This is a genomic window from Pseudomonas entomophila L48, assembly GCF_000026105.1.
Lineage (GTDB): Bacteria > Pseudomonadota > Gammaproteobacteria > Pseudomonadales > Pseudomonadaceae > Aquipseudomonas > Aquipseudomonas entomophila.
The window spans coordinates 4,128,370-4,145,362 of sequence record NC_008027.1; the positions used below are offsets into that span (position 1 = coordinate 4,128,370).

Consider the following 16,993-nt stretch of genomic DNA (forward strand, 5'->3'; position numbering starts at 1 on the left):
GATAAACACTGGCCTCTGACCCTTTCCATCGCCCGACGGCTGCCAGAAAAGCGGCAAAGTGCTTCCGCCTCGTGGAGCCCGAGCGGCAAATGACAGGCGGCAAAAGCGGCAAATCAAAAAATTGACGTCAACAGAAGTGTCAATATGCCACTACCTGGGATAGGATTCGCTCCCCGCGCAGAGGCGTGCCCGTAAGGCCACTCCCGAGAGGATTGCAGACCTCCCGTCACGCATGGATGCGCGCCGCTTCCCAAGACGATTTCCAAGGAACGAAAACGTGCCTGCGCCCACTTTCCGCAAGACCCTGCTGGCCCTGACCATCAGCGCCAGCCCCCTGCCTGCCTTGGCGGTATCCGCCCCCCAGACCATCGTCCTGACGGACGCCGGCTATAGCAGCCAGCACCAGACCTACGGCGACGATCTCACATTCACCGGGAGTTCCAGCGACATCTTCCGCACCGCCATCGACCTGATCGATGCCAAGGTGCAGGGTGACCTGGCGTTCGATAGCGCGATCAACGCCAACAACGGCAACTCCTTCGGTTCGAAGAGCGGGGTCGACGGCATTCGTATTGCCGACAGCGAACTCAGCGGCTACTTCTATAACCGCGGCATTGTGAAGACCAATAGCGCGCAGGGCTCCGCCCTGAAGATCAGCGCGACCGTGCTCGACGGCGACCTGGTCAACGAAGGACAGCTGCAAGCAGGCGGCGATATGACCTCGGGGCCTTTCGCCCCGCCGAAGGCCGCCATCGACTTGAGCGGTCGCACAGTCATCAACGGCGACCTGATCAATGCCAATGGTGCGCGCATCGTCGGCAACGGCACGCAATTGCGCGGCATCAACCTCGCCGGCGCGAGCCTTGAAGGGCGAGTCATCAACAATGGCGAAATCAATGTCGTCGGCCCCAGCGCAGTCGGTATCGATGCCACCACCGGCAGTGTCCTGGCCGGCGTGACCAACACCGGCCTGCTGTACATCGGGGCGCAGGAGTCGATCGGCATCAACCTGGACGGCACCACCCTGGTCGGCGGCATCGGCAATCACGTGGTCAACACCGGAAGGATCACCGCCGGCAACATCGCGATCAAGGTCGGCAATGTCGCCTATGACGGGCCGGGCCTGCAGCCGCAATACAAGGCCAACGGCGACCTGAACATCTTCAACAGCGGCCGGATCTGGTCCAGGGTGGCTGTCGACGCCACCACCAGCAACCGCCCGGTGGAGCTGATCATGCGCGAGGGCAGCGATATCCTGGGCGACCTCAATGGCCTGGCCAACATCGAAGTCGAGGGTAATGCCCGCTATGGCGCCTACTACCCCTTCCAGGGCAACATCCGCCTGCGCGATGGCGGCTGGCTCGAGGTCGGCAGCGCCGACGAGCCTCCGATCACCTTCAGCCTGGACAGCCAACAGATTAACCTCGAAGGCAACCTGCGGGTTGCGGACCACTCTTCGCTGGGCCTGTACCTGAGCGAGGAGAGCAACCCAGCCCAGCCCGTGCTCAAAGTCAGCGGCATTGCCGAGTTCGGCCAGGATGCGCGAATCGCGCTGGCCCCCGAGAGCGAGGACTACCTGCCCGCTGGCGGGCGCTACCTGTTGCTCGAGGCCGGGCAGGTCCAGGTGCTCGACGCCAGTGGCCAGGCCGTCGACCCCAACGGCAAACCCAAGGTGGTCAGCACATCGGCACTGCTGAACGTGCGCACCAGCACCCTGGAAGACAACAAGGTCTATGTCGAGGTCAACACCAAGTCGGAACAGGCCATCGACGAGATGGTCCAGGAACAAGGTGGCGACAAAAACGCCCAGCACGCCCTCAACGGGCTGGCCGGTTCCGGCCTGCTGGCGCTGTTGAGCAAGGACGATCCGCTGCTGCGCATCGCCTCCCAGGCCGATGAGGCGCAACTGACCCGGCTGGCCGAGCAACTGGCCCCGGATGTCAGCGATGGCGCCCGCCAGGCCGCCACCGCCAGCCAGCGCCTGATCACCAACGTCACCCTCAACCGCACCAGCGGCCTGCGCGGGGTCGCCTCGGGCGACACGCTCAAGGACACCGGCGTGTGGGTGCAGACCCTGTACAGCGACGCCACCCAGCAACGCCGCGACGGCATCGCCGGCTACAACGCCTACAGCCGCGGCATCGCCGTCGGTGCCGACGGCAAGCTCGACGACCAGCTGACCCTGGGCGTGGCGTACAGCTTCATCGACACCGACGTCAACGGCCGAAGCGGCAGCAAGACCGACGTAGAGGGCCACGCCTTCACCCTGTACGGCGGCTATGAGCTGGGCAATTACTTCGTCGACGGCAACCTCACCTACGGCTTCAACGACAACGAAGGCAAGCGCGACATCGCCGGCACCCGCGCCAAGTCCGACTACGACAGCAAGCAACTGGGTCTGAACCTGGTGGCTGGCTACACCTGGCAGGTCAGCTCGCAATGGCTGGTCGAGCCGCGCCTGGCCGCGCGCTACAACCGCGTCGACATCGATGGCTACAAGGAGAAAGGCTCGTCCGCCGCACTGAAGATCGAAGACCAGCGCTACGAAGCCATCGAACTGGGCGCCGGCGTGCGCCTGGCGGGTAGCTATGCCCTGGGTGCAGGCACTCTGGAGCCGCAGTTCAAGCTGATGACCTATCACGACTTCGCCGCCGACAAGGTGCAGAACACCTCGACCTTCCTGGTGGGCGGCACACCGTTCGTGACCAACGGCGCCAGCACCGCGCGCAACAGCTACGAGGCCGGCGTGGGCGCCGACTACAAGCTGGGCGCGGTCACCGTCGGCCTGAACTACGACTACGTCGGCAAGTCGGGCTTCGATGCCGACGTGTTCTCGGCCAAGGTGCGCTACGACTTCTGACCCCATTGATGCAACGAAACCTCTGTAGGAGCGGCTTCAGCCGCGATCACCCGCGAAGCGGGTGCCAGACACCGCGTCGCCCGCATCGCGGCTAAAGCCGCTCCTACAGGCGAACACCACCCGATTAACCAACAAAAAAGGCCGGTATCTCGCGATACCGGCCTTTTTTTGCCTTATCCAGCCTTACTTGGCCTGGTAGATGATGCCCGGGCTGCACTGGACCATCTGGTAATGGTCCGGCAACCCGTTGAGCGCCTCGGAGGCACCCAGGAACAGGTACCCGCCCGGTTTCAGCGTGCTGTGAATACGCATCAGGATGTCCTTCTTGACCTGGGCCGAGAAGTAGATCAGCACGTTGCGGCAGAACACGATGTCGAACTTGCCCAGCGGCGCGTAGCTGTCGAGCAGGTTGTACGAGCGGAACTCGACACGGCTGCGAATCGGCGGCTTGATCGCCCAGCGCCCCGGACCCTTGGTGTCGAAGTAGCGCTGCAGGCGCTCCTGGGACAAACCGCGAGCGATGGCCAGGCTGTCGTACTCGCCGGTCTTGCAGTTGTTGAGCATCGCGCCGGACAGGTCGGTAGCGACGATCTGCGCGCCCATCTTCAACTGGCCGAGGTTGGTGCGCTCGAACTCGTCGATCGACATCGAGATCGAATATGGCTCCTGCCCCGACGAACAAGCCGCCGACCAGATGCGCAGGCGCTGGCCCGGGTTGTTCTTGATGAACTCCGGGATCACCTTGTTCTTGAGCACCTCGAACGGATAGGTGTCACGAAACCACAGCGTCTCGTTGGTGGTCATGGCATCGACCACCTGTTCGCGCAGGCCACCCCGTGGCTGCGCCTGGATGCGTTGCACCAGCTCGCCAAGGGACTTGATGCCCTGCTGCTCCATCAGCTTGTTGAGACGGCTGGAGACCAGGTACTGCTTATTCTCGCCCAGCAGGATGCCACAGGCTTTCTCCAGGAAGACCCGGAACTGTTCGAAATCCAAATTACCCGTAGACAATGCTGCCGCCTCTTTCTAAATCGCTAGCGCCGGGGACGGGCCCCGGCCGTTTCAATGGGACGCCTTGATCCGGTCGACCACGCGCTGGGCGAGATCATCCGGCCTGAACTTGGCCAGGAAGTCATCGGCACCGACTTTCTTGACCATTGCCTGGTTGAATACCCCGGACAACGAAGTATGCAGGCAGATGTGCAGCTTTTGCATGCGCGGATCGCTGCGAATCTCAGCGGTCAGGGTATAGCCGTCCATCTCCGGCATTTCAATATCCGAGATCATCATGAGGAACTCGTCCTCCGGACGCTTGCCCTCGTCCACCAGCTTGCGCAGGTAGTCCAGGGCCTGGCGACCGTCGTTGAGCGCCACCACCTCGACCCCCACGGTCTGCAGGCAACGGCTGACCTGCTTGCGCGCCACCGACGAGTCGTCGACGGTCAGCACCCGCAGCATTACCGCCTTGTCCTGCACCTCGGCATCCACCACGCCCGCCGACACCGATTCGGACGACGGCGCCACTTCCGCCAGCACCTTCTCCACGTCGATGATCTCGACCATGCGGTTGTCGACCCGGGTCACCGCAGTGAGGTAGTGATCGCGCCCGGTGCCCTTGGGTGGCGGGTGGATCTCTTCCCAATTCATGTTGACGATGCGTTCGACCGAGTGCACCAGGAAACCCTGAGTCTTGGTGTTGTACTCGGTGATGATCACGAAACTGTTGCGCGTTTCTTCCTGCAGCCCTGGCAGCCCGGTCGCCATCGACAGGTCCAGGATCGGGATGGTCGCCCCGCGAATGTTGGCCACACCGCGCACCACCGGATGGGATCTGGGCAGCAGCGTCAGTTCCGGGCACTGCAGCACTTCCCGGACTTTGAACACATTGATGCCGTAGAGCTGGTCGCCATTGAGGCGGAACAACAGCAGCTCCAGGCGATTCTGCCCCACCAGTTGCGTGCGCTGGTTGACCGAATCCATCACTCCAGCCATGCCAGTCTCCTTCAACGATTGCCTGTTTACCAAGTCGGCACGGGCTTTGCTTTTTTGAGCGCCATGTACACGAAAACGACATTTTTCCGACGACTGACGCACCTGCTGACCGGCTCGCTCGCCGCGATGTGCCTGCTGGCACCCGGCGTTCGCACGCTGGCGGATGCGTTTACCTTGCCTGAACAGCTTATCGGTGTCACCCAGGGGTTTCTTGAATTCACCGTAGAGGATTATCTGGCGACCACCCAGACCCAGGGCCGCTACGAGATTCAGGTCAACACCCTCGACCCGCGCCTGCGCATGCCATTGTGCAGCCAGCAGCTGGACGCCTCGCTGGAAAGCCCGACGCCGTTGGGGCGGGTCACGGTCAAGGTGCGTTGCGACGGCACCGCGCCCTGGACGGTATTCGTCCCTACCCAAGTACGCCTGCTACGCGAAGTCGTGGTGATGACCCGCCCGCTCAAGCGTGAAAGCGTGATCGACCAAGGCGATGTCGCCCTGCGCGAGCGCGACGTGGGCACCCTGACGCAAGGTTACCTCACCCAGCTGGAACAGGCCGTGGGCATGAAGCTGGTGCGCCCCACCGTGCTCGACCAGGTGCTCACCCAGCAGCATATGGAGCAGGCTGACGTGATCCGCAAGGGCGACCAGGTGGTGATCGTCGCCCGCAGCGGCAGCCTCAGCGTGCGCATGCCCGGCGAAGCACTGGACAAGGGCGGCATGGAAGCGCAGATCCGGGTGCGCAACCTGAACTCCAAACGCGTGGTCAAGGCGCGGGTTACCGGCCCCGGCCAGGTCGAGGTGGCCATGTAGGGGAAAAGGGCGACAGGATGACGACAGAAAGCTGGCGGTGAGCAGGCACTCCCCCTAAACTGTGTCGGAAATCGGGTTACGCAAGCCAACTGACCGGCGGTGATGCATTCCTGCCTAAAGTTTCTTTCGGGTTGGCCGAAAACCAGGCATGCGTCCAAATACCCAGAGGTTCTGATCATGGTCATCGACTTCAGTCGTTTGAATAATTCTCCGTCCGTCACGGGCGGCGTTCGCGGCAATGCCGCGGCCGGCCAGGCCGACAAAGCCGGCGCTGCAAACGTCGCGCCCAAGCAGGCCAACGCCAGCGGAGAAGCGGTACACCTCAGCCAAGAGGCACAGCAGTTGCAGAAGATCAGCGACAAGCTGCGCGATCAACCGGCAGTCAACAGCGCCCGCGTGGCCGAGTTGAAGCAGGCTATCGCCGACGGCAGCTACAAGGTCGATGCCGGCCGGGTCGCCAGCAAACTGCTCGAATTCGAAGCCCAGCGCTGACCTCCAGGCGCGCTGACTTCAAGGACGCAACAAGCCAAGAGTTAGCCATGCACGACATCACTCTGCTGCAATTGATCGAAGACGACATCGCACCCACGCAGGAACTGCTCGACCTTCTACAAAAGGAAGCGGTGGCCCTGCATGGCCGGGAAATGGGGATGCTGGAACAGATCCTGGCCCGCAAGCAGTCATTGATCGTGTTGCTCGAGCAGCAGGGCCTGCGGCGCAACCAGCTGCTCGCCAGCCTCGGCCTCAGCGCCGACCGTGCCGGCGTGCAGGCGGTGGCCGCGCAGTCGCCCAACGGCGAGATCATCCTGCAACAACTCGATGTGCTCACCCAGTTGATGGATGCCTGCCAGAAGGTCAACGAGACCAATGGCCGGATCATCCAGGTACAGCAGTACGCCACGGCCAACCAGATCAGAATCCTCATGGGCGGCGATTCTCCGTCGCTCTACGACAGCCGTGGCGCCACTTCGCCGATGGACAGGCCCCAGGCGCTTGGCCAGGTGTGATTAGTTCTATCAAGGCACGGAACATACTGGCAAAATGCCGTTACTTGCGTGTGTCGTTTTTGCCTGGAGATTGATAACCCGTGTTCAATGAATCCGATGCTCCCCAGCCGCCAAAGGTGCTCACCACGCCTCTGGAGATTGCGGCCAACCTGCGCCAGCTGCTGGAGAGCCACGACCCGCTGATCATCAGCTTCCACGAGCGCAGCCAGCGGTTCCAGAGCTACGTGGTGCACGTCGACCGGGACAGCAACGCCCTGGCGCTGGACGAGATGATCCCGCGCGACGGCGAAAAATACATCGAGAACGGCGAACCGTTCCGCGTCGAAGGCTTCCATGACGGTGTACGCATCGCCTGGGAATGCAACACCCCCCTGACCATCAGCGCAATCGACGGTCACCGCTGCTACCGCGGCCCGCTGCCTGAGGAAGTCACCTACCACCAGCGCCGCAGCGCCTTCCGCGCCGCGCTGAAGCTGTCGCAACTGGTCGACATCGTCCTCGACGGCACCCACCTCAAGGGCAATGGCGCCCTGCGCGGCAAGCTGCTGGACATCTCCGCCACCGGTTGCAAGCTGCGCTTCGAAGGCAACGTCGAGGACCGCCTGCAGCTGGGCCAGGTTTACGAGCGCTTCAAGGCCGGCAATCCGCTGGGCCTGACTGACACCATGGTCGAACTGCGACACCTGCACTTCGAAGAGCGCATCAACACCACCTTCGCCGGCGTGCGCTTCCACAACCTCAATGGCCAGGCACAGCGCAAGATCGAGAGCTTCGTGTACCAGTTGCAACGTGAAGCGCGGCGCTTCGACAAAGACGATTACTGATCGGCTGCCGAACGCAAAAACGCCACCCATCGGGTGGCGTTTTCATTTGCCTAACGCTCTGTAGGAGCGGCTTCAGCCGCGATGCAGGCAACGCGGTATCTGGCACCCGCTTCGCGGGTGATCGCGGCTGAAGCCGCTCCTACAGATTCACCTCCGGCTTGGCCGAACCCTTCTCATCCTCTTCGGTATCCTCCGCCGCCACCGGCGCCTGCATCACATCCTGCACCGTCTGTTCATCCACTCGTGGATCGAGCGCCGCCGACAACGGCGAACCCGCCGCCGGCATGGCCACGTGCCCCAGCGGCGCGTCCTGGACCTGGTGCAGCCCAGTGACCGCCTTGGGCCGGATGCGCCAGACCAACACCAGAGCGAAGAACAGGAAGAAGGCATACAGCATCTGCGGCCCCAGCAGCTTCATCAGCACCCCGGCCGCCAGAGGTCCGATACAGGCCCCCACGCCATAAGTGACCAGCAGCATGGCCGTGAGCGATACCCTCCGCTCGCTCTCCACATGGTCATTGGAGAAGGCCACCGCCAGCGGATACAGGCAGAACTGCAGCAGCGAAATGACGAAGCCGATGGCGAACAGCAACTCCAGCGGTACGCCCGGCAGGATCGCCAAGGGCGCCGAAGCCAGCGCCAGGCCAATGGCCGCGCCACGGATCAACACCGCGCGGTCGTAGCGGTCGGACAGCCAGCCCAGCGGCCACTGCACCACCAACCCGGCAAAGATGCAGCTACCCATGAACAAACCGATCTGCTCGGTGGTCAGCCCCTGGGTGGCCGCATACAACGGTGCCAAGCCGTAGAAGGAACCGACGATCAGCCCCGAGCCGAGCACCGTGGACAGCGATTGCGGCACCCGCTTGATGAAGAACTTCGGTTCCATCGGCGCCGGGCGCAAAGGCGCAGGGTGGATGCGCCGGGTCATGGCCACCGGCACCAGGCACAAGGCGAAGCACATGGCCACCAGCATCAGCAGTTCCGGCCCCAGTTGCGGGTGTACCACCAGGATCAGCTGTCCAAGCACCAGGCCAAGGTACGAGGCGATCATGTAGCCGCTGAACACCGCGCCGCGGTGCTTGGCGTCGGCCTGCTCGTTTAGCCAGCTCTCGATGACCATGTACTGGCACATCATTCCCAGGCCGACGATCATCCGTAGCCCGACCCAGGCCGGCAGCCAGTTGGTCAGGCCATGCCCGAGCACCGCCGCGCCAACAATGCCGGCGCAAGTGGCGTAGGCGCGGATATGCCCGACCCGGCCAATCAGCCGGTGCCCCACCTTGCCACCGACCGCCAGGCCGAAATAGTTGGCCGCCATCAACGCGCCGACCCACAGGCTGTCGACATGATCCGCGGCCAGGCGCAACGCCAGGTAGGTGCTGAGCAGGCCCGAGCCGATCAGCATCATCAGGGCGGCGAAATACAACGACTGAAACGGCTTCCAGATGTTTCGCATACGTCCCGTCAAGCTCCTTGATCAGGTGGCGTTGGGTTGCAGGCAAGCATAAGGGCAAATCCGTCGCGGCGCAGGCCCCCGGCGGTGAAAGTAGCCACCGAGGGCGCATCCAGAGGGGGTTGTGTCGCGCTTAGGCCTGTGCCGCCAGCACACGCCGCTCCCAGGGTGTGATCTCGTCGAAGAAATCGGTCAGTTCCAGGGTCTTGGTGGCGATGTAGCCTTCGATGAACTCCCGACCGAACAGTTCCCGCGCCAGTTCGCTGCGCTTGAGGCGCTCAAGCGCTGCATGCAAGGTACAGGGCAGGCTCAAGTGCTCCGGCACCTCGAACTCGCCCTGGATCGCCGGCGCCGGGGCAATCTGCCGCTCGATGCCATGCAGGCCTGCGGCAAGGCTGGCGGCAATGGCCAGGTAAGGGTTGGCGTCGGCGCCCGGCAAGCGGTTCTCGACCCGTCGCGCCACCGGCGAACTGGCCGGGATACGCAGCCCCGCGGCACGGTTGTCCTGCGACCAGCAAGCGTTGTTAGGCGACGCATAGGGGTGGCAAAGGCGTTGGTATGAGTTGACGTTGGGCGCGAACAGCACGGTGAAGTCGGCCAGGCACGCCTGCAGACCGCCAATGAAGTGGTGGAAGGTGTCGGTCGCCCTGCCCTGCTCGTCGCTGAACACGTTGCGCCCGGTGGCGATGTCCACCAGGCTCTGGTGGATGTGCATCGAACTGCCGGGGGTATGCGCCAGCGGCTTGGCCATGCACACCACGGTCAGCCCGTGACGCAGCGCCACTTCCTTGAGCAGGTGCTTGAACAGGAAGGTCTGGTCGGCCAGCAGCAGCGGGTCGCCATGCAGCAGGTTGATCTCGAACTGGCTGACACCCATCTCATGCATGAAGGTGTCGCGCGGCAAGCCCAGCGCCGCCATGCAGCGGTACACCTCGTTGAAGAAAGGCCGCAGGCCATTGTTGGAGCTGACACTGAAAGCCGAATGACCCATCTCCCGGCGGCCGTCCTTGCCCAGCGGTGGCTGGAACGGTTGGCTTGGGTCGCTGTTCGGTGCAAAGACGAAGAACTCGAGCTCGGTGGCGACCACGGGTGCCAACCCACGCGCCGCGTACCGGGCGATCACTGCCTTGAGCTGGCCACGGCTGGACAGCCCCGACGGCCTGCCGTCGAGCTCCACCGCATCGCAGATGGCCAGGGCGCGGGGTTCGTCGCTCCAGGGCAGGCGATGGATCTGGCTGGGGTCGGCCACCAGCGCCAGGTCACCGTCATCGCTGCCGTAGAACCTGGCCGGCGGGTAGCCGCCCATGATGCATTGCAACAGTACGCCCCGCGCCATCTGCAGGCGCCGGCCCTCGAGAAAGCCCTCGGCGGTCATCACCTTGCCGCGCGCAACGCCGTTGAGGTCCGGGGTGACACATTCGATTTCATCGATGCCCTTCAGGTGCTCTGCCTGGTTGCGCGGGCCTTCGGTCGTCATGACGCTGTCCTTCTTGTTGTTTTCGCATGCCGGGAATGGCGACGAGCACAACATAGGCCTGGGGTGTTTAAAATATCAAGCACCTACAGTTTTGCCTGCAGGAGCCGGCTTGCCGGCGAACCGCAATCACTGCTCGCGCAATGTCATGCCATTGGCCGGCAACGGTAACGCGGTCTTGTAGCGCACCTGCTTCAAGGCAAAGCTGGAACGAATGTTCGCCACCCCCGGCAACCGCGTCAGGTAATCGAGAAACCGCTCCAGCGCCTGGATGCTCGGCAGCAGTACCCGCAAGAGGTAATCCGGGTCACCGGTCATCAGGTAGCACTCCATGACTTCCGGACGCTCGGCGATCTCCTCCTCGAAACGGTGCAGCGACTGCTCCACCTGCTTCTCCAGGCTGACATGGATGAACACATTCACGTCCAACCCCAGCACCTCGGGCGCCAGCAAGGTCACCTGCTGTCGAATCACCCCCAACTCCTCCATGGCCTTGACCCGGTTGAAACAGGGCGTGGGCGAGAGATTGACCGAACGCGCCAGCTCCGCGTTGGTGATCCGCGCGTTTTCCTGAAGGCTGTTGAGGATGCCGATATCGGTGCGATCCAGTTTGCGCATGAGACAAATTCACCTGGTTTTTGTGTTTGTACGGAATGTTTATCTGCGCCGCCGAACAAACGCAACGAACTTGAGAGAAAAATTCTCCCGCCGTCCCCCTATGATGTAAAAGACGCTGACTTGCCAGTCACAAGCCGGTACTCAGCGGCGGCCGCTTCAAAGCTCACAAAAACAACATTCGAGCGAGCGTAAAAAGCATGAACGAGTACGCCCCCCTGCGTCTGCATGTGCCCGAGCCTACAGGCCGGCCAGGCTGCCAGACCGATTTCTCCTACCTGCGCCTGAACGACGCGGGTCAAGTCCGTAAACCCCCGATCGATGTCGAACCCGCCGATACCGCCGACCTGTCCGGCAGCCTCGTGCGCGTGCTCGACGAGCACGGCAACGCCGTCGGCCCCTGGGCCGAGGGCATCGCCCCCGAGGTGCTGCGCCAAGGCATGCGCGCCATGCTCAAGACGCGCATCTTCGACAGCCGCATGGTGGTCGCCCAGCGCCAGAAGAAAATGTCCTTCTACATGCAGAGCCTGGGCGAGGAAGCCATCGGCAGCGGCCAGGCCCTGGCCCTGAACCGCACCGACATGTGCTTCCCCACCTACCGCCAGCAGAGCATCCTGATGGCCCGCGAGGTGTCGCTGGTGGAGATGATCTGCCAGCTGCTGTCCAACACCCGCGACCCGCTCAAGGGCCGCCAGCTGCCGATCATGTATTCGGTGCGCGAGGCCGGCTTCTTCACCATCAGCGGCAACCTCGCCACCCAGTTCGTCCAGGCGGTCGGCTGGGCCATGGCTTCGGCGATCAAGGGCGACACGAAAATCGCTTCGGCGTGGATCGGCGACGGCGCCACCGCCGAGTCCGACTTCCACACCGCCCTGACCTTCGCCCACGTCTACCGCGCGCCGGTGATCCTCAACGTGGTCAACAACCAGTGGGCGATCTCCACCTTCCAGGCCATTGCCGGCGGTGAATCGACCACCTTCGCCGGCCGTGGCGTGGGTTGCGGCATCGCCTCGCTGCGAGTCGACGGCAACGACTTCATCGCGGTCTACGCCGCCTCGCGCTGGGCCGCCGAACGCGCCCGCTGCGGCCTGGGCCCGACGCTGATCGAGTGGGTCACCTACCGCGCCGGCCCGCACTCGACCTCGGACGACCCGTCCAAGTACCGCCCCGCCGACGACTGGAGCCACTTCCCGCTGGGCGACCCGATCGCGCGCCTGAAGCAGCACCTGATCAAGGCCGGCCACTGGTCCGAGGAAGAGCACCAGGCGGTCAGCGCGGAACTCGAGGCCGAGGTGATCAAGGCGCAGAAGGACGCCGAGCAGTTCGGCACCCTGAGCAATGGCCATATCCCCAGCGCCGCCTCGATGTTCGAGGACGTGTACAAGGAAATGCCCGACCACCTGCGCCGTCAGCGCCAGGAACTGGGGGTCTGAGATGAACGATCACAACAACAGCATCCATCTGGAAAACGCCATGTCCACCACCACCATGACCATGATCCAGGCCCTGCGCTCGGCCATGGATGTCATGCTCGAGCGCGATGACAACGTGGTGGTCTATGGCCAGGACGTTGGCTACTTCGGCGGCGTGTTCCGCTGCACCGAGGGCCTGCAGACCAAGTACGGCAAGTCGCGTGTGTTCGACGCGCCGATCTCCGAGAGCGGCATCGTCGGCACCGCCGTGGGCATGGGCGCCTACGGCCTGCGCCCGGTGGTCGAGATCCAGTTCGCCGACTACTTCTACCCCGCCTCCGACCAGATCGTCTCGGAGATGGCCCGCCTGCGTTATCGCTCGGCCGGCGAGTTCATCTCCCCGCTCACGCTACGCATGCCCTGCGGCGGCGGCATCTACGGCGGCCAGACCCACAGCCAAAGCCCCGAAGCGATGTTCACCCAGGTCTGCGGCCTGCGCACCGTGATGCCCTCGAACCCCTACGACGCCAAGGGCCTGCTGATCGCCTCGATCGAATGCGATGACCCGGTGATCTTCCTCGAGCCCAAGCGCCTGTACAACGGCCCGTTCGACGGCCACCACGACCGCCCGGTTACGCCGTGGTCCAAGCACCCGCACAGCGCCGTGCCGGATGGCTACTACAGCGTGCCGCTGGACAAGGCGGCGATTACCCGCCCCGGCAACGACGTCACCGTGCTGACCTACGGCACCACCGTGTATGTCTCGCAGGTGGCCGCCGAGGAGACCGGCATCGACGCCGAGGTCATCGACCTGCGCAGCCTGTGGCCACTCGATCTGGAGACCATCGTCGCATCGGTGAAGAAGACCGGCCGCTGCGTGGTCGTGCACGAAGCTACCCGCACCTGCGGTTTCGGCGCCGAACTGGTGTCGCTGGTCCAGGAGCACTGCTTCCATCACCTCGAGGCGCCGATCGAGCGCGTCACCGGCTGGGACACCCCCTACCCCCACGCACAGGAATGGGCCTACTTCCCCGGCCCTTCGCGGGTAGGCGCGGCATTGAAACGGGTCATGGAGGTCTGAATGGGCACGCACGTCATCAAGATGCCGGACATTGGCGAAGGCATCGCGCAGGTCGAGTTGGTGGAATGGTTCGTCAAGGTCGGCGATGTGATCGCCGAGGACCAGGTGGTGGCCGATGTCATGACCGACAAGGCCACTGTGGAAATCCCTTCGCCGGTCAGCGGCAAGGTGCTGGCCCTGGGTGGCCAGCCGGGTGAAGTGATGGCGGTCGGCAGCGAGCTGATCCGCATCGAGGTCGAAGGCAGCGGCAACCATGTCGACACGCCGCAGACCAAGCCGGCCGAGCCTGCACCTGCGCCGGTCAAAGCCGAAGCCAAGCCCGAGGCGCGCCTCGAAGCGCAACCGCAGGCAAGCACCAGCCATACCGCCGCCCCCATCGTGCCGCGTGAGGCCCACGACAAACCACTGGCCTCCCCTGCCGTGCGCAAGCGCGCCCTGGACGCCGGGATCGAGCTGCGCTACGTGCATGGCAGCGGCCCGGCCGGGCGCATCCTGCATGAAGACCTCGACGCCTTCATCAGCAAGCCGCAGACCAGCGCCGGCCAGGCGCCGGGCGGTTACGGCAAGCGCACCGACAGCGAGCAGGTGCCGGTGATCGGCCTGCGCCGCAAGATCGCCCAGCGCATGCAGGACGCCAAGCGCCGTGTCGCCCACTTCAGCTACGTCGAGGAAATCGACGTCACCAACCTGGAAGCCCTGCGCCAGCAGCTCAACGCCAAGCATGGCGACAGCCGCGGCAAGCTGACCCTGCTGCCGTTCCTGGTGCGCGCCATGGTCGTCGCCCTGCGCGATTTCCCGCAGATCAACGCCACCTACGATGACGAAGCCCAGGTCATCACCCGCCACGGCGCGGTGCATGTGGGCATCGCCACCCAAGGCGACAACGGCCTGATGGTACCGGTACTGCGCCACGCCGAAGCCGGCAGCCTGTGGAGCAATGCCAGCGAGATCGCCCGCGTCGCCCATGCCGCGCGCAACAACAAGGCCACCCGCGAAGAACTGTCCGGCTCGACCATCACCTTGACCAGCCTCGGCGCGCTGGGTGGCATCGTCAGCACCCCGGTGGTCAACACCCCGGAAGTGGCGATCGTCGGCGTCAACCGCATGGTCGAGCGGCCGATGGTGATCGACGGCCAGATCGTCGTGCGCAAGATGATGAACCTGTCCAGCTCGTTCGACCACCGCGTGGTCGACGGCATGGACGCCGCCCTGTTCATCCAGGCCGTGCGCGGCCTGCTGGAACAGCCTGCCTGCCTGTTCGTGGAGTGATCATGCAAGACCTCATCAACACCACCCTGCTGATCATCGGCGGCGGCCCCGGCGGCTACGTGGCGGCCATCCGCGCCGGGCAGCTGGGCATCCCCACCGTGCTAGTCGAAGGCCAGGCCCTGGGCGGCACCTGCCTGAACATCGGCTGCATCCCCTCCAAGGCGCTGATCCATGTGGCCGAGCAGTTCCATCAGGCCAGCCGCTTCACCGAACCTTCGCCGCTGGGCATCAGCGTGGCCTCGCCACGCCTGGACATCAGCCGCAGCGTCGAGTGGAAGGACGGCATCGTCGACCGCCTCACCAGCGGCGTCGCCGCCCTGTTGAAAAAACATGGCGTGAAGGTGATCCACGGCTGGGCGAAGATCCTCGACGGCAAGAGCGTCGAGGTCGACGGCCAGCGCATCCAGTGCGAGCACCTGCTGCTGGCCACGGGCTCCAGCAGCGTCGAACTACCGATGCTGCCGATCGGCGGGCCGATCATTTCGTCCACCGAGGCCCTGGTCCCCAAGGCACTGCCCCAGCACCTGGTGGTGGTCGGCGGCGGCTATATCGGCCTGGAGCTAGGCATCGCCTACCGCAAGCTCGGCGCCAAGGTCAGCGTAGTGGAGGCGCGCGAACGCATCCTGCCGACCTACGACGCCGAACTCACCGCGCCGGTGGCGGACTCGATCAACAAGCTTGGCATTGCGCTTTACCTGGGGCACAGCGTCGAGGGCTATACCGATGGTTGCCTGCTGGCCAGCGATGGCCAGGGCGGGCAACTGCGCCTGGAGGCTGACCAGGTACTGGTGGCCGTGGGCCGCCGCCCGCGCACCAAAGGCTTCGGCCTGGAAGGCCTGGACCTGAAGATGAACGGCGCCGCCATCGCCATTGACGAGCGCTGCCAGACCAGCATGCGCAACGTCTGGGCCATCGGCGACGTGGCCGGCGAACCGATGCTGGCGCACCGGGCCATGGCCCAGGGCGAGATGGTCGCCGAGATCATTGCCGGCAAGGCGCGACGTTTCGAACCCAGCGCCATCGCCGCGGTGTGTTTCACCGACCCGGAAGTGGTGGTGGTCGGCAAGACCCCGGAACAGGTCAAGCAAGAGGGCGTGGATTGCCTCGTCGCACAGTTCCCCTTCGCCGCCAACGGCCGCGCCATGAGCCTGGAGTCGAAAAGCGGTTTCGTGCGCGTGGTGGCCCGCCGTGACAACCACCTGATCATGGGCTGGCAGGCCGTTGGCGTGGCGGTTTCGGAGCTGTCCACCGCCTTTGCCCAATCGCTGGAAATGGGTGCGCGCCTGGAAGATATCGCCGGCACCATCCACGCCCACCCAACCCTGGGCGAAGCCGTGCAAGAAGCTGCCTTGCGCGCCCTTGGCCATGCGCTGCATATCTAGACACTGAAGCGGCACTAGCCGATTTGGCCCGCCGCGCCGCCAGGCGCTGCGGGCATTTTTTTGTTCGGCGACCCGATAGTTGCCGCTCCCGGCAATCCTGTGCCCCTTAAAGGCAAGCCTGTTCCCAGCGGCCGGCTGATGGAGCGGCCCAGGCGGCCTGTTTTATTCGCTTGCACGCACTGGCACAGCTTTTGCCAGTTTCGTCGTGCAGTTTCGAACACTCCAAGGAGGAGACATGCTGATCACCCCAACCGGCCTGGGCTGGCAGCCCGCCGTGCAACCCCAGAACCGCACCGGCAGCGAACAGGCGCCGGTCGCCTTCATGCCATCGCTTGAGGTCGCGGCAACCGGCAACACCACGGCGCAACAGAACAGCCAGGGCAGTGCCTCGCAGCAAAACGCCGAGGACAACCGCAAGGAAGCCTTCGCCAAGCTCATGGTCATGCTGCAGAACCCCGACGTTGCCGCCCGCCAGCAGGCCAGCGTCGGCAAGCAAGAGGAATCCACTGCCGTGCAGGACTTCCGCGATTACATGGCCAAGTCGCCAGCGGAGAAGATCAAGGAGAAGTTCCTTCAGGAGATGGGCCTGACGGAGGAGGAGTACAACGCCCTGCCACCGGAACAGAAGGCGAGGATCGATGAACAGATCGCCCGACGCATCCAGGATGACGTGAAAGAGAAAGCCCAGGCCAAGCTCGAGCAGCAGGCACTGCGGGCACAGGGCAACCTGAACGGCGGTGCACGGGATGACGAGAAGCTGAAAACAGCCGAACTCTGAATACCTGATCGCGGCCCGTCAACAGGCGGG

General features: G+C 64.1%; 15 protein-coding genes. 10 read left to right on the forward strand and 5 right to left on the reverse strand.

Features of this window, described 5'->3' with window-relative positions; genetic code table 11:
* Window positions 1-277 precede the first annotated feature (277 nt).
* Window positions 278-2,860, forward strand: coding sequence for an autotransporter family protein (locus PSEEN_RS17730; RefSeq protein WP_231845278.1), 2,583 nt, complete (start codon window positions 278-280; stop codon window positions 2,858-2,860).
* A 183-nt stretch (window positions 2,861-3,043) separates the two neighbouring features.
* Here the strand turns inward: PSEEN_RS17730 and cheR are convergent, their stop codons facing one another.
* Both cheR and PSEEN_RS17740 read right to left on the reverse strand, forming a co-directional pair.
* Complete coding sequence (gene cheR, locus PSEEN_RS17735) at window positions 3,044-3,871, reverse strand: protein-glutamate O-methyltransferase CheR (RefSeq protein WP_011534936.1); 828 nt, start codon at window positions 3,869-3,871, stop codon at window positions 3,044-3,046.
* A gap of 51 nt (window positions 3,872-3,922) precedes the next feature.
* A complete protein-coding gene (locus PSEEN_RS17740; RefSeq protein ID WP_011534937.1) occupies window positions 3,923-4,852 on the reverse strand; it encodes a chemotaxis protein CheV in 930 nt (309 codons plus the stop codon).
* A gap of 63 nt (window positions 4,853-4,915) precedes the next feature.
* Between PSEEN_RS17740 and flgA the strand changes: the two genes are divergently transcribed.
* From flgA to PSEEN_RS17760, 4 genes are all read left to right on the forward strand, one after another.
* Window positions 4,916-5,665, forward strand: a complete 750-nt coding sequence (gene flgA, locus PSEEN_RS17745) for a flagellar basal body P-ring formation chaperone FlgA (RefSeq protein WP_011534938.1) — start codon at window positions 4,916-4,918, stop codon at window positions 5,663-5,665.
* Between the two features lie 177 nt (window positions 5,666-5,842).
* The gene (flgM, locus tag PSEEN_RS17750) at window positions 5,843-6,157 is read left to right on the forward strand and encodes a flagellar biosynthesis anti-sigma factor FlgM (protein ID WP_011534939.1); all 315 of its coding nucleotides are present in this window, start codon (window positions 5,843-5,845) and stop codon (window positions 6,155-6,157) included.
* A gap of 47 nt (window positions 6,158-6,204) precedes the next feature.
* Window positions 6,205-6,672 (forward strand): flagella synthesis protein FlgN, encoded by a 468-nt coding sequence (locus PSEEN_RS17755; protein WP_011534940.1) that lies wholly within the window; start codon window positions 6,205-6,207, stop codon window positions 6,670-6,672.
* Between the two features lie 80 nt (window positions 6,673-6,752).
* A complete protein-coding gene (locus PSEEN_RS17760; protein WP_011534941.1) occupies window positions 6,753-7,496 on the forward strand; it encodes a flagellar brake protein in 744 nt (247 codons plus the stop codon).
* A 139-nt stretch (window positions 7,497-7,635) separates the two neighbouring features.
* Here PSEEN_RS17760 and PSEEN_RS17765 read toward each other — a convergent pair whose 3' ends face one another.
* The 3 genes from PSEEN_RS17765 to bkdR all read right to left on the reverse strand — a co-directional run bounded on the left by PSEEN_RS17765 (window position 7,636) and on the right by bkdR (window position 11,044).
* Window positions 7,636-8,955: an MFS transporter gene (locus tag PSEEN_RS17765; protein ID WP_011534942.1), complete on the reverse strand. Its 1,320-nt coding sequence runs from the start codon at window positions 8,953-8,955 to the stop codon at window positions 7,636-7,638.
* Window positions 8,956-9,085: 130 nt separating this feature from the next.
* Window positions 9,086-10,327: a glutamine synthetase family protein gene (locus PSEEN_RS17770; protein WP_193383926.1), complete on the reverse strand. Its 1,242-nt coding sequence runs from the start codon at window positions 10,325-10,327 to the stop codon at window positions 9,086-9,088.
* 228 nt (window positions 10,328-10,555) lie between these two features.
* Entirely contained in the window at window positions 10,556-11,044 is a 489-nt protein-coding gene (bkdR, locus tag PSEEN_RS17775) for a Bkd operon transcriptional regulator BkdR (protein WP_011534944.1), read from the reverse strand.
* A gap of 197 nt (window positions 11,045-11,241) precedes the next feature.
* Between bkdR and PSEEN_RS17780 the strand changes: the two genes are divergently transcribed.
* The 5 genes from PSEEN_RS17780 to PSEEN_RS17800 all read left to right on the forward strand — a co-directional run bounded on the left by PSEEN_RS17780 (window position 11,242) and on the right by PSEEN_RS17800 (window position 16,963).
* Window positions 11,242-12,474, forward strand: a complete 1,233-nt coding sequence (locus tag PSEEN_RS17780) for a 3-methyl-2-oxobutanoate dehydrogenase (2-methylpropanoyl-transferring) subunit alpha (RefSeq protein ID WP_011534945.1) — start codon at window positions 11,242-11,244, stop codon at window positions 12,472-12,474.
* Window position 12,475: 1 nt separating this feature from the next.
* Window positions 12,476-13,534 (forward strand): alpha-ketoacid dehydrogenase subunit beta, encoded by a 1,059-nt coding sequence (locus tag PSEEN_RS17785; protein WP_011534946.1) that lies wholly within the window; start codon window positions 12,476-12,478, stop codon window positions 13,532-13,534.
* Window positions 13,535-14,803: a dihydrolipoamide acetyltransferase family protein gene (locus PSEEN_RS17790; RefSeq protein ID WP_011534947.1), complete on the forward strand. Its 1,269-nt coding sequence runs from the start codon at window positions 13,535-13,537 to the stop codon at window positions 14,801-14,803.
* Between the two features lie 2 nt (window positions 14,804-14,805).
* Window positions 14,806-16,185, forward strand: a complete 1,380-nt coding sequence (gene lpdA, locus PSEEN_RS17795; protein WP_011534948.1) for a dihydrolipoyl dehydrogenase — start codon at window positions 14,806-14,808, stop codon at window positions 16,183-16,185.
* Window positions 16,186-16,420: 235 nt separating this feature from the next.
* Window positions 16,421-16,963 (forward strand): hypothetical protein, encoded by a 543-nt coding sequence (locus tag PSEEN_RS17800; RefSeq protein WP_011534949.1) that lies wholly within the window; start codon window positions 16,421-16,423, stop codon window positions 16,961-16,963.
* Window positions 16,964-16,993 lie beyond the last annotated feature (30 nt).

Excerpts from the sequence above, each read along its gene's own strand:
- PSEEN_RS17740 (WP_011534937.1), bottom strand. The coding sequence starts at position 4,852 with ATGGCTGGAGTGATGGATTCGGTCAACCAGCGCACGCAACTGGTGGGG.
- flgA (WP_011534938.1), top strand. The coding sequence starts at position 4,916 with ATGTACACGAAAACGACATTTTTCCGACGACTGACGCACCTGCTGACC.
- flgM (WP_011534939.1), top strand. The coding sequence starts at position 5,843 with ATGGTCATCGACTTCAGTCGTTTGAATAATTCTCCGTCCGTCACGGGC.
- PSEEN_RS17755 (WP_011534940.1), top strand. The coding sequence starts at position 6,205 with ATGCACGACATCACTCTGCTGCAATTGATCGAAGACGACATCGCACCC.
- PSEEN_RS17765 (WP_011534942.1), bottom strand. The coding sequence starts at position 8,955 with ATGCGAAACATCTGGAAGCCGTTTCAGTCGTTGTATTTCGCCGCCCTG.
- PSEEN_RS17770 (WP_193383926.1), bottom strand. The coding sequence starts at position 10,327 with ATGACCGCCGAGGGCTTTCTCGAGGGCCGGCGCCTGCAGATGGCGCGG.
- bkdR (WP_011534944.1), bottom strand. The coding sequence starts at position 11,044 with ATGCGCAAACTGGATCGCACCGATATCGGCATCCTCAACAGCCTTCAG.
- PSEEN_RS17780 (WP_011534945.1), top strand. The coding sequence starts at position 11,242 with ATGAACGAGTACGCCCCCCTGCGTCTGCATGTGCCCGAGCCTACAGGC.
- PSEEN_RS17785 (WP_011534946.1), top strand. The coding sequence starts at position 12,476 with ATGAACGATCACAACAACAGCATCCATCTGGAAAACGCCATGTCCACC.
- PSEEN_RS17790 (WP_011534947.1), top strand. The coding sequence starts at position 13,535 with ATGGGCACGCACGTCATCAAGATGCCGGACATTGGCGAAGGCATCGCG.
- lpdA (WP_011534948.1), top strand. The coding sequence starts at position 14,806 with ATGCAAGACCTCATCAACACCACCCTGCTGATCATCGGCGGCGGCCCC.
- PSEEN_RS17800 (WP_011534949.1), top strand. The coding sequence starts at position 16,421 with ATGCTGATCACCCCAACCGGCCTGGGCTGGCAGCCCGCCGTGCAACCC.